Origin of the sequence: Desulfosporosinus metallidurans, from assembly GCF_001936615.1 — a bacterium.
GTDB lineage: Bacteria > Bacillota > Desulfitobacteriia > Desulfitobacteriales > Desulfitobacteriaceae > Desulfosporosinus > Desulfosporosinus metallidurans.
Map to the genome: position 1 here is coordinate 23,695 of NZ_MLBF01000011.1, position 12,229 is coordinate 35,923.

A 12,229-nucleotide genomic window follows, 5' to 3' on the forward strand; every position below is an offset into this window, starting at 1 on the left:
ATTTCCGCCTACGTCTTATATTACTCCAAAGGATCTCCTAAAACAATCCCAAAACAAGATCCTGTTTTCCACTGAGAATTCCTTTTCTCGCTTAACTAAAACGCAACGCCTCTATGACTCATTCGTTTTTGCATAAGCTATAGGTGAATACGAGCTTGAACCGGCACTGTTTACTGCCTGCACTTTGTAATAATAGGTGGTAGCTGCGCTAAGGCCGGTATCTATTAAACTAGTGGTTGTGACCGTGGCAATATGGGTATAAGTTCCGGAAGACGAGGCCGCCCCGTACACATAATAGGAGGTTGCACCACTTACAGAATCCCAAGTAAGGTTAATTTGGCTGGAACTTACGCTTGTTGCGGTGATATTTGTCGGGGTGGACGGCGCATCAGACCCACCGGTAGTTCCGTTAAGACTTTCTAAACTACTTTCAGGTACAACGGCTGTTCCTCCAAAAACAGTTACTTTCTTAATACTCCTAATCTTACCTCTAAAAAAGTCTATGGTTGACTGGTCGACAGGATTGCTAACTAAGATAACAGGTGAATTAGATAACGTAGCTAATGCTGAACCAGCTAAAGCATCAGCGAACTGTTCCCCGGTTGAGACGTAGCAAGTGTCGAAATCAAGTTCATTCGCAAATTCGTTAATAATACTAATGTTTGTTTCATATCTATTTATCCCGCTAAGCCGTTTAGGAGATGGAAGTTGCTTAAGAACATTCTCACTTACAACTCCAGTCCCACCGACAACATAGGTACTTTGTACAGTTTTTGTTAAGTATGCCTTTAAGCCATCGGGCAAGCTGTCTTTAGGGGTCAGGAGGATCGGGATTCCTTTCATTGCAGCAATGGGGGCAATTGACAGAGCATCTGGAAAAGTGTCGCCACTGGCAATGACTGCTTGAGTAAATTGTCCCATCGATTGAGCAATTTTAATCGATGTTTCGTAACGATCATTTCCCGCAATCCTTGATACTCCTATTCCCATGTTCTTTATGCTTTGTTCAACTACAGATGAGATAACACCTACTCCACCTATGATCATAACATTTTTCACCTTTAAACGTGAAAGTTGAGTCTTTGTTTGTTCGTTCAAGGTATCTTTTGACGTTAGTAATAAGGGAGCATTATACTTTTGTGCAAGTGGGGCACTGCATAAAGCATCAGTAAAATTCTCCCCACTTACTATAAGGGCATAGTAAGAAGTTTTCCATCCTGATTTGGCAACTTCTGCAGACGTTTCATACATGTCTGCCCCCGCTAATCGCTCGGACGGGATTTGTGTTGAAGTATTAGAAGTCGTCACCTGGGTGTTTGATGAATAAGGGCCTGAGCCGGCACTGTTTATGGCTTGGACTTTGTAATAATAGGTAGTGTTTAGCGACAGGTTGGAATCTGAATAATTTGTGGTGGTTACTGTAGCAATATTGGCATAAGTTCCAGCAGAAGAAGTTGCCCTGTAAACATAATAGGAAGTCGCATTACTGACCGGTTCCCAAGTTAGGTCAATTTGAGTGGAACTAGCGACCGTAGCCGTCAGATTGGTCGGTGCCGACAAATCACTGCTAACGTCAGCAGTGTTGGCAGAAACCTTCGTGGAATAAGAGCTTGTACCATAATTATTATAGGCCTGGATTTTGTAATAATAGGTGGTATCGACCGCTGCGGAAGTATCGGAAAAATTATTGGTAGTTACCGCAGCAACACTGGTGTAAGTTCCTGTAGAAGAGGTTGCTCTGTATACATAATAGGAGACTGCGTAAGTAACCGGTTCCCAAGTTAAGTCTATTTGGGTGGAACTAGTGACTTTTGCGGTCAGTCCCGTTGGGATGGCTGGAACATCGTCAGGCTCGGAAGTTGTGGCATAGGCTTTAGAGGAAAGAGCGCTAGAATCAGTACCATTGACAGCTTTAACTTTGTAATAATAGGTGGTATCTGCCGAGAGGGAAGCGTCTGAATAATTGGCGGCTACAGAAGTGCCAATATTGGAATATGTTCCGGAAGAAGAAGTGGCCCGGTAAACATAGTAATAAGTAGTGTTACTTACAGGATCCCAGTTCAAGTAGATTTGACTGGAACGAACGACTGTTGCCGTAAGATTCGTCGGCGCAGACAAAGTGCTTACATAATCATCAGGATTAACGTACGCTTTCGAGGAATAATCGCTTGACCCGAAACTGTTCACTGCTTTAATTTTGTAATAATAGGTGGTTGCCAGGGATACGGCGAGATCTGAATAACTTGAGGTTGTTACTGTGGAAATATTCGTATAAGTTCCCGAAGAAGATGTTGCCCTATACACATAATAAGAAGTCGCAAAACTCACAGGGTCCCAAGTAAGGTCTATTTGAGAGGAACTAGCGAGCGTAGCAGTCAGTTTCGCTGGGGCGTCTGGAACATCTTCAGGCTGGGAAGTGGTCGCATAGGCTACCGATGAATAAGAACTTGAATCAGAACCATTGGTTGCTTTGACTTTATAGTAATATGTGTCCTCTATTGAGATGGAGGTGTCATTATATTTGGCGCTAGTTGAAGTACCAATCATGGTATAAGTTCCTGAGGAAGAGGTTGATCTGTACACATAATAGTAAAGGGCACTACTGACTGCTTTCCAGGTCAGGTTAATTTGAGTGGAATTAACGACCGTGGCAGTAAGAGCTGTCGGAGCTGATAAATCGCCGACCGAGTCAGTCGTATTGGCTGAGACTTTCGAGGAATAAGAGCTTGAGCCAAAACTGTTGACAGCCTGAACCTTGTAATAGTAAGTAGTACCAACCGACACTGAGGTGTCTGAAAAATTGCTGGTGGTTACGGTAGTAATATTAGTATACGTTCCGGAAGAAGAGGTCGCTCTGTACACATAATAGTAAACTGCATAGCTAACCGGGTCCCATGTGAGGTCTATTTGGGTGGAACTGGCGGCCGTAGCAGTCAGGTCTGCTGGGGTGTCTGGAACGCCGTCAGGCTGGGAAGTGGTTGCATAGGCTTTAGCGGAAAACGAACTCGAATCAGAACTATTGACGGCTTTAACTTTGTAATAGTAGGTGGTATCGATGGATAGGGAGGCGTCAGAATAATTGGTGGTTGTAACTGTCCCGATATTGGTATAAGTTCCAGAAGAAGAGGATGCTCGATAGACATAGTAGTAACTAGCGTCACTTACAGGATCCCATTTCAGGTAGATAAGACTGGAGCTTGCCACAGTCGCAGTAAGATTCGTCGGTGCAGATGGGACGCTTGAGGCGTATGTATTTCTCGGAAGTGTTATTGTGGTAATCAAGATGCATAAGACTATGGCCATTAAGTTTAGACTGAGTTTCTTCATCTTAGTTATCTCCCCCTATTTTTAACCATATTTTCGTAAGTCCTTCATTTGCAAAGAAAACTAGGTTGACATCTATTTTTTTACTATTCTACGTCTAACTAGTACTTTCCTTTAACACTCTGTTGAAAAAACAGATAATGTCAAAAACAAATGCCAAAATTTTCTCATGCACAGCTAGGCGCAGCTAACGTTCAAAGAGGAGATAACGGAGGGTTTAAAACCGTTCTAGATGGTCTTGTTACAGATGGAACACTTACTCAGGCTCAAGAAGATGCTATTCAAAGCTCCTTAGACTAAGGAAAAGTTTCGCAATGAACTGCGAATGGTTATAAGCAAACAAAACAAGGCTAGAGAAGATAATACTTCTAGCTTTGTTTTGTTTGCTTAGACGTCGTCTCGCAGCGGCGCATATAGCCCTCTAAAAGATGTAGAAAAACAGTAACTCCCAATAAATCCGCACTCCCACCGGGGCTTATTTTGCGTCGACAAAAATCTTCATCCATTTCTTCGATTGCTTTGATCCCTGCGGGCGTTCTCACACCCCCCAAAGAAATAATCTGCTTAGCCCTTTCCTGAACTTCTTTTAACGTTTCAAAAGAGTGCCTGTGCAAAATATTAGTATCCTCACAAAACTGCATAATAGCTAACAGTGTTTGCACCAACCTATAGTTGTGGCCTAACTCATGATTTTCCTTATAAAACGCCAGAGAAAAGTCAAAAACCACGGGTAATCCTCGTTGAACCTCTCCCCGGATGCCCTCAACTCCATGGGTTAAAAAGAGTCTTTCACCGTGCGACAACGCTGATGCCGGGGAATTTTCCAGTTCTCTCACTCTTGAGTTCAATTCTCTTTCCACTAAACCTTCGGTCATTTCTTGAATAATACCCCGCAGTGATGAGAAGAGAGCACCCGAGTGTAAGGCTTTTCCTCCAGCGGCACAGCAGATTCCCAGTAAAAAAAGTGTTCCCTTATGGGTATTGACGCCCGCTGTTTTATGAAACATTTGCCGTTCACCCAGTTGCCCAATCTGCCTAATGTGCCTGAAAATCTCTTTGGGGCTATTGGAAGAAAGCCCCGCCTCCGCGCAATGAATCAAAGGGTTGATAAGAGCGGTGGCACTATCTAGAAAGGTGAAGTAATCCATATCACTATGTGCGCCACTAGATACTTTAGAAACCAGCCCAGGCGATGGGTTACAGGAAGCCTCATAGAGGATTGCTTGTACTGCAAGACTCGCTATGTTGATTGCTTGGTCATCTATGCTACTGTCCCCTCCTACTATAAACATCTGATTTCTCCATTTTTCCCTACTATTAAATGGTTTCCCTATCTCACCTTGTTTTCCTATATTCCCTAAACCTGTCTTCAATATAGTCTATAACCTCACGCTCACTATGTCGTCTTGCTCTTACGCAATGCTGGGCATAGTCCTCACAGAGATAACATTTTCTTCTGGGATACCCAAGTTCTTGCCTACTTATGCTTCGACCCAAGCTATCATACACATCGAGATCTAAACAACGTCCGAGTGCATGCTTTTCTTCCAGATCAATAGCTGCCCTCTTTAACGCTAAAACGTCTTCCTCTACTGCAGCCAAGAAAACCGGGCCCTCTGCCCCTTGTCGCAACGACTTGAAACATACCTTATCCCCTAATATCGTGCAAATCAAAGCGCTCATATCTTGGATAATACTCAAGGTCACCTCATTAGTTTTCTTAAGCCCGGGGAAATTCACTCGCATAACTAACAGAGGAGTATTATAGCGTTTTAAGAGTTGGTTTATGAGGTCCACTCGTTCTTCCCTGGCTTCAAGGAGTTCATCGGCCGTGTATTCCCTCATCCTCTCTCCACAATCTCCCTTCCAAAGCTAGTCGCGAGGAACTCCAAAGTAACTTTGGGCAGAAGATTCCTCAACTGATCAAGTTGAGACCGAGCATCCCCTTCTTTCAGCAGTTCGCGCACTCTTGATGCACTAATAGCGACATCTCCATGGGACTTGCGCGCAATTTCGTGCAGCTCGACTCCATAGCTGGGGAGTACGATCTTAAGGGCCTCATTATAAGCCTTCGTAACCTTACAAAAAGGTTCTTCCCCCACATACCGCTTAGTTATATTAAAACACTGGCCAAAATACTTGCCAAAAATCGAGGAATCTAACTCCACATAAGCCCTGAGCCTTTCCCCTTCTTCTCTTAAAAAATAAGAAGGAAAGGTGGCAGAGGATATGATATACTCTCCACTTGGTAAGACTTTAACATTTTCTAAATGCGCTACTCCCTTGCGAACCAGTTCATATCTCACCTCAAAGGGGAACAGGGATTGATCCTCTTCTACAATAAACACAAGCACTTCGTCATTATTCCTAGCTGCTTCCTCAATCAAATATTGGTGTCCAAGAGTGAACGGGTTACAATTCATAACCAAGGCTGCCTTTTCTGCATCTCCAAGGTTGTATTTCCTTTTCATGTCCTCTAACGCTTTATTTATATCGTAAACACCATTTTCCAAAAGCGAAACGTCGGCATTACTATGGATAAGTTTGAAATTAAGAGCCTCGAAACTATGGGCATTAGCGGGTTTGGTAAAGATAAAGCTATGATATATGCCCTGACTGAAGAGTTTATCGAGCAGGGTGGAAATTAAGACGGAGGTTATCCCTTCTCCCCTGAGCTCCTCAGTTACCGCAAAGCATTTTAAAACATTCTTGGCTTTGGAACAAGTGGCAATAATCGGAGATAGCGCTCCGCTCAATGCTCCATTTGACGCCCCATCCCTTATAACGACCGTGTAATCCACATCATGATCTAAGATTAAGCCGAAACTCTCGAGAAAGGTTTCTACTTCTTCTCTTTCCAGCCGATCGTTGAGATTCACCCATTCGGGGCTATAGTCATGCATATAGTTTTTCATCCCCTTCCGTACTAAATCCCCTGGTCGACTCAAAAGAAAATTTACTGGGCATTTATGCAAGTCAAAGAACCGTCCCCAACTTGCACGTTAAAGAACCTTCCTCACGACATCAATGACGCTGCCATCTCGATATTCCACGATAGCCACGATCTCCTCTGAGGTTTCAATAGCCTTGGGCACTCCTGTGATTTTTTCCGCTACAGATTTTAATTCATCGATGCTCATCAGAGGAAGCTTTGTTTTGCTCAGTTTATCCAATAAATCCGTTCTTCTGGGATTTATAGCGATTCCTCGTTCTGTAACGATGACATCAACGTTTTCTCCTGGAGTTGTAATCGTCGTCACCTTGTCCTTGATGATCGGAAGCCTAGCCTTCATAAGATTTGTTACGACAATCGCGAGTTTAGCACCTGCAGCTGTATCACTATGCCCACCTGAACCACCCATGATCACCCCATTTGAACCCGTCGTGACATTGACATTAAAATCCGTGTCGATTTCCGTAGCCCCCAAGATCATGATATCCAGGTTGTTAACGACTGCTCCCTTAGTATGAGGATTTCCATACATCGAAGCGGACATGAATTGGTGCCTGGCATTATCCCGATACGACTCTATCGCCTTTAGATCAAAGCATTGCACATCAAATAGACTTCTGAAAAGCCCCTCTTCCAACATTTCTACCAGATAGCCCGTGATTCCACCGGCGGCAAAGCTTCCAACTACCCCATCACGTTTCATAATCTTTGCTAGCTCTGCAGCGACTGCCAGGGAGGTTCCCCCTGCACCTGTCTGAAAGGACATTCCGTCCTTTACTAAACCGGAAGATTCCATCACCTCAGCTGCCAGTTTAGCGATTCTCAGAGCCACAGGGTCCTTCGTGATTTTTGTGGTCCCTGAAACGATACCCTTGGGGTCGCCGATGGATTCAACCTCAACAACATAATCCACAAAAATCTGGTTTATTTCTATTGGGCAGGCTGGATAAGGCACTAAATTATCCGTGATAGCGATCGTTTTAGCCGCATACTCGGCATCTGAAACAGCATATCCTAACGTACCACAGGCCGACTTACCGTGCACTCCATTAATATTACCATAGGTATCCGCCGTAGGTGCTGCAAGAAAGGCAACATCAATCGGCAAATCCCCGCTTTCTATGGCCCTTGCTCGTCCCCCATGCGTTTGCATGATGGCTGGTTTTTTTAATTTGCCTTGAGATAGCGCAACCGCTACAGGACCCGATATATAGTTTGCAACTAGTCCAGTTACCACTTCATTTTCCATGTGCTCTACAAGGGGGGCATGAATAGGGAAAATAGAGCTAGCAGCAATCGTCAAATCCTTAATCCCCCGTTTGGCCAAGGCATCCAGCACCATATTTAGGACATGATCTCCATTTCTCAAATGATGATGAAATGAAATTGTCATGCCATCACGAATCTTAAGCTTATCTAAAGCCTCTGCCAAGTTCTTTAGAACCTTTCGCTCATTGGGGGGCACACTTGATAGCGAAACCGCTTTTCTGGACTTTTGTCCAACATCACTGAACGCACCTTGGAACGGTTTGACTACGCCGTATCCCTCGATATAGTCCGGAAGTTCCCGACCTAGAATCGTCTTAATCATTTTTATTGGTTTTATTTTATTTATCATTTTTGTCGTTCTCCTGCTTTTAGTTCCATCTTTCTCCTTATTATCATGATATAAGCCCTAGCCTCTGACCAAGCCCCACCGTGGTTATTGCTCGATTGATGACTGGAGCATCAACCATCTTGCCATCTAAGGAGAAGACTCCCTTTCCTTCTTTTTCTGCTTCCTTCATGGCAGCCAAAATCCTCAGGGCATGTTTCAATTCCGCTTCAGTCGGTGCAAAAACCGAATGAATCACGTCAATTTGTCTAGGATTAATCGCGGCCTTTCCAGTCAGTCCCAAACTTTTAGCCTTAGCAGTATCCCGTTCAAGGCCTTCATAATCATTCGTATCTGTGAAGGGGGTATCCAAAGAGTCTACCTTTAATGCTCTGCATGCTGTTGCCACCCTATTGCGGGCATAAAAGATTTCCTCTCCTTCTTTTGTCCTCTTAATTCCTAAATCTGAGGTTAAATCTTCCCCACCCAATAAAACTCCTACCACTCGTTTTGAAGCCTTAATGATGTTATATACATTTTCAAGTCCGATGGCGGTTTCGACCAAGGGCATGATTTTGATACTCTCCGCCTTGTAACCTTCCTCTTGTTCAATGGCATCCAGCATTTTAGCGACAAGTTTTATTTCCTCTTCGTCAGCCTTCGGAATCAGCAACGTATCCGGTTTAACCCTCGCAATCATATCCACATCCAGAGCCCCGAATTCAGTATCCAAAGGATTGACTCTAACCACTACTTCAACTTGTGAATAGTCTATGGTTTTAATAGCCTCCCTGACTAAAATTCGAGCACTGTCCTTTTCAGTGAGACTAACAGCATCCTCCAAATCCAGAATAATGGAATCCGCCCCAAGTATCGCCGCATCTTGAAGCATGCTCGGATTATTGCCTGGCATAAAAAGCATCGTTCTTCTTAACTTATCCAATAATATTCACCTCAGTTTATACTGCACGCGTAGTTTGCTTAGCTCTGTTATCTTCTTAATCTAAGGCTACACTGCTCTTTTAATGGCTGTCTCGACCCTCGCACCGATTGTATAATCTAAGGCTCCCTTATCTTGAGCCTTAATCGTAATCCCCTCAATCCCCATTTCCTGCACCTTATTTAAAATCACTTGCCTAATCACCTCGCCGAACTGCGGCATAACGATACTTTCCAGTTCAAGCTCGACCCTTCCCGAATCATTAGGCATGACCATGATAAGAATATCATTCGATTCAAGCGTACCTGCTTTGGCAACCTTAGTAATGTTCATTTACTCACCTCATTTTACAATTAAATACAAGCCTTAACACCATAGGGTAGCAATGACAAGGTTTATTTAAGTCCGCTAGCATAATAAGAGGAGCGATTACTGCCCCTCTTATTATGCAAATAAACTATCACGCAAGGTCTTAAATCCGTTGAATTGTCAATTTGTGATGGCTATTTCTAATCCAGTATTTAATATCTCTGCAACAATCCCAGCTGGTTCACTAAGGTCACTTATGGTAAACGCCAATGGTTGTAAATCTAATTCGTAATCCGCCGCTTGTAAAAACAAGAACCTGAATCGCTCAATAGGCTCCATCCCTAGAAAGTCATCTGAAAAAACTGCCAAATCAATATCGCTGTTGCTCGTAAATTGTCCATTTGCATATGAGCCGAAAAGTATAACCTTATTAATTTTGATCTGATTACCAACCCTTTGCAAATAATCGGCTATCATGTTTTGTATTGGCTGAGGGACTGAAGCCATATGAATACCTCCTCCGTCTTATTAAGCACCTCTTTTGCCCTTGTTTCTGTGACATTTGAGGACATCTGTTGCTTATAATCAGGATATCTCTCTGCAATGTAATAAAACAAAAGATCGGAAAAAAAAGGTTTATAGTCCTGCGACTTTATACGATTTCCAACTTCAAATTCAGATTGCTCTACATCCATTAAACCCTTGAAAATGGACCATATATTATGCGTACGTGGCGGTTCCCGATCAAGGTATAAAACATAAAGACCCTTAACAATTTTTTCAGTAGCTTGTTAAGCCATAAACGTTACATATAGATATCTTCCCGTTCTCATCATAACTCTTGCAGTTTCGAGATCGTAAGTTGCTTTGTCTTCCCAATACTTAAACTTTTCCTGAGAATCCATGAAGTCCAAATCACCCTCTCTAAAACACTATAACCATATTATACCATAGCTGTGAGGGCAATTAAACGTACTATAAAATAATCCAGCCCATAGGGTAGCAATGACAAGGCCCAAATCCTTTGCGCGAGTCGTAGCTAAACTCGGTCAAATCTGCTTGTTTAACGCAGGACTGAACGAAGTGTCTCCCGACCCTCTCACACAACATCCGATCGCCCCATTAAACTGAGGCTCTTGCGGAATTACAATCCTTCGACCCGTTCCCTCCTCTAAGAGCTTACCCACAGCACGGTTGTGCGCGACACCCCCAGTAAAGACCAGAACCTCGCCGGCGAACGAACGCAGTAGAGGCAAAATACGCTTAACAATTGTGGCATTTACCCCTGCCGCGAGTTCAGCTATAGGGAAACCTTCCACGATTTTACCAATGAGCTCACTTTCGCCAAACACAGCACACGTGGAGTTCAACTCTACAGGAGCATCCGCATATTGCCCAAGTTCCTCTAGTGACACGTCGAGAATGCTCGCCATATTTTCCAAGTAACGACCCGAAGAGGCCGCACACTTATCATTCGTCAAAAAATCAACCATCTTGCCTTTGCGAACCTGGATGATTTTGCTGTCTTGTCCGCCCAGATCGACCAAGGTGAAATCTGTTAGCCCCGTCTGATAAATCGCACCCAAAACATGAGCTTTAAGTTCAGGTATAGCCTCACCACCAGCTAGCTCCAGAGTATTCCGACCGTAGCCAGTAGAAATTAAGTGATCCACCACAGGCAATCCCAAGGCCTCAAAGTCCACGACTAGTTTTTCTCCCTGCTTTCGCCCATACTCCCGGTAAAAACGGATCGTATCCAAACTTTCTAGCCTCAGGAGTTCTAAACGATCCTCCCCCGCCTTCTGTAACATGAGAGCGATCTTCACACTCCGGCTTCCCAAATCAATTCCACAAATGGTTTGTTGTCCAGACATGTACGCCCTCCTTCCATTTTTCAGAACCTTTTCCCTATAGACCTCAAAGAGGGTCGTGACCCTCTCACTTGAGCATCTCCAAAAAAGACTCCACCCTCATCTTACTCCGTGCATCCAACCCTGTTGGATTTTCCCCTTCCAAGGTTAAGATCGGGTATTCCAATTTCTTACGAATAATTAAATCTTCAATCTGGCGATAGCAAAAGCTTTGTGTATAGTGTATGATCCCATCGAGTTGGCGGCGCTCCGCCTCCCGAGCAATATCCTCAATCCGTTGAAACACTTGATAAGGATAGGTGTATAAACGATATTGCTCGACCACATCATCCGTCTCGAAAGGCATCGAGAACTGCCTTTGTACTTCATTAAAAACAACTCGGGCCCCATGTTCTTCCAAGAAATTATACAGTTCAGGGAAAATAGGTGGTACACCGATAAAGCCAAGGCGAATTTCCCGCCCTTTCCCGCGCGCTTTGGAACGCACCCTCTCAGGAAAAGGCTCCCTATCGCGTACCGTTTGAATAAATTCCTCCATCTCCCGGGCGAAGCCCTCAGGATCGCCGTTAAAATCCGAACAAGAAACAAGGTAAAGATGATTTTCAAACCCGCTCACACGGTTTTCTTCCCAAGTCAGTCGGTCTATTTCCCACGCTAAGGCTCGGACCCGATCAAGTCGTTCCTTTTGTACGTGCACACCTTCCCAGGTTGCGCCCAAACTTTTAATTAGCTTGTCCATTTGGAGACGAAGCATGTCTGGATCCCGATCATACGGAAAAGCGAAGGGAATAATTTTGATCCCTTCCACCTCCCATGTCTCCATTAGAGCATGGGTATTACTGCAATCTCCTTGGGTCACAGCGACAATGCACCGAATGTCCGGATTAAGCAAAGCCGTCGAATACAATCCCTTAATCCAACCGCAAACATTCCTTGGAAAACCCGCCAACTCCGCCTCTTCCACTCGACGCATCGCTTCCGAACTTGTGATAAAAATATTGTTCAAATCAACCGGCGTTTCCCCCGCTGCATAAATTACTTCAACAGGCACCGTTGTCGTTAAGCCGATTTTACCCATTATTGCTATCTGCTCCTTACTTACCTTGTTTATTGGACTCCCCTCTATTTTATAGGTTCAAGCCCAAAATGTTAAGTAGCTGGGGATACAAGTCAACGCCGTGACACTATGCCCATAAAATGGTATAATCGGCATAAGTCAGAGAACGCAATTTTTTTCT

Annotated in this window: 11 protein-coding genes; all 11 read right to left on the reverse strand. The window is 44.0% G+C overall.

Features of this window, described 5'->3' with window-relative positions:
* Positions 1–111: 111 nt before the first annotated feature.
* Positions 112–3,327 (reverse strand): cell wall-binding repeat-containing protein, encoded by a 3,216-nt coding sequence (locus tag DSOL_RS09410; RefSeq protein ID WP_075364615.1) that lies wholly within the window; start codon positions 3,325–3,327, stop codon positions 112–114.
* 365 nt (positions 3,328–3,692) lie between these two features.
* Positions 3,693–4,616, reverse strand: coding sequence for a triphosphoribosyl-dephospho-CoA synthase CitG (gene citG / locus DSOL_RS09415; RefSeq protein WP_075364616.1), 924 nt, complete (start codon positions 4,614–4,616; stop codon positions 3,693–3,695).
* A 43-nt stretch (positions 4,617–4,659) separates the two neighbouring features.
* Positions 4,660–5,169 carry a citrate lyase holo-[acyl-carrier protein] synthase gene (citX, locus tag DSOL_RS09420; RefSeq protein WP_075364617.1) on the reverse strand — a complete coding sequence of 170 codons (510 nt, stop codon included), beginning with the start codon at positions 5,167–5,169 and terminating at the stop codon, positions 4,660–4,662.
* Positions 5,166–6,227 carry a [citrate (pro-3S)-lyase] ligase gene (gene citC, locus DSOL_RS09425; protein ID WP_075364618.1) on the reverse strand — a complete coding sequence of 354 codons (1,062 nt, stop codon included), beginning with the start codon at positions 6,225–6,227 and terminating at the stop codon, positions 5,166–5,168. Before citC ends, citX begins: the two co-directional genes overlap by 4 nt.
* Before the next feature lie 99 nt (positions 6,228–6,326).
* Positions 6,327–7,865 (reverse strand): citrate lyase subunit alpha, encoded by a 1,539-nt coding sequence (gene citF, locus DSOL_RS09430; protein ID WP_075364695.1) that lies wholly within the window; start codon positions 7,863–7,865, stop codon positions 6,327–6,329.
* 73 nt (positions 7,866–7,938) lie between these two features.
* Positions 7,939–8,814: an HpcH/HpaI aldolase/citrate lyase family protein gene (locus DSOL_RS09435; RefSeq protein WP_075364619.1), complete on the reverse strand. Its 876-nt coding sequence runs from the start codon at positions 8,812–8,814 to the stop codon at positions 7,939–7,941.
* A 66-nt stretch (positions 8,815–8,880) separates the two neighbouring features.
* The gene (gene citD / locus DSOL_RS09440) at positions 8,881–9,144 is read right to left on the reverse strand and encodes a citrate lyase acyl carrier protein (protein ID WP_075364620.1); all 264 of its coding nucleotides are present in this window, start codon (positions 9,142–9,144) and stop codon (positions 8,881–8,883) included.
* A 156-nt stretch (positions 9,145–9,300) separates the two neighbouring features.
* Positions 9,301–9,627, reverse strand: a complete 327-nt coding sequence (locus tag DSOL_RS09445; protein WP_075364621.1) for a nucleotidyltransferase domain-containing protein — start codon at positions 9,625–9,627, stop codon at positions 9,301–9,303.
* Positions 9,594–9,896 (reverse strand): HEPN domain-containing protein, encoded by a 303-nt coding sequence (locus DSOL_RS29975; RefSeq protein ID WP_083642400.1) that lies wholly within the window; start codon positions 9,894–9,896, stop codon positions 9,594–9,596. The genes DSOL_RS09445 and DSOL_RS29975 overlap by 34 nt, the downstream gene beginning before the upstream one ends.
* Before the next feature lie 273 nt (positions 9,897–10,169).
* Entirely contained in the window at positions 10,170–10,994 is an 825-nt protein-coding gene (locus DSOL_RS09455; RefSeq protein WP_075364623.1) for an acyl-CoA dehydratase activase, read from the reverse strand.
* A gap of 64 nt (positions 10,995–11,058) precedes the next feature.
* The gene (locus tag DSOL_RS09460; RefSeq protein WP_075364624.1) at positions 11,059–12,069 is read right to left on the reverse strand and encodes a 2-hydroxyacyl-CoA dehydratase family protein; all 1,011 of its coding nucleotides are present in this window, start codon (positions 12,067–12,069) and stop codon (positions 11,059–11,061) included.
* Positions 12,070–12,229 lie beyond the last annotated feature (160 nt).

Bases quoted from the DNA above. Each gene is read 5' to 3' on its own strand.
- DSOL_RS09410 (WP_075364615.1), bottom strand. From the start codon at position 3,327: ATGAAGAAACTCAGTCTAAACTTAATGGCCATAGTCTTATGCATCTTG.
- citG (WP_075364616.1), bottom strand. From the start codon at position 4,616: ATGTTTATAGTAGGAGGGGACAGTAGCATAGATGACCAAGCAATCAAC.
- citX (WP_075364617.1), bottom strand. From the start codon at position 5,169: ATGAGGGAATACACGGCCGATGAACTCCTTGAAGCCAGGGAAGAACGA.
- citC (WP_075364618.1), bottom strand. From the start codon at position 6,227: ATGCATGACTATAGCCCCGAATGGGTGAATCTCAACGATCGGCTGGAA.
- citD (WP_075364620.1), bottom strand. From the start codon at position 9,144: ATGAACATTACTAAGGTTGCCAAAGCAGGTACGCTTGAATCGAATGAT.
- DSOL_RS09445 (WP_075364621.1), bottom strand. From the start codon at position 9,627: ATGGCTTCAGTCCCTCAGCCAATACAAAACATGATAGCCGATTATTTG.
- DSOL_RS09455 (WP_075364623.1), bottom strand. From the start codon at position 10,994: ATGTCTGGACAACAAACCATTTGTGGAATTGATTTGGGAAGCCGGAGT.
- DSOL_RS09460 (WP_075364624.1), bottom strand. From the start codon at position 12,069: ATGGGTAAAATCGGCTTAACGACAACGGTGCCTGTTGAAGTAATTTAT.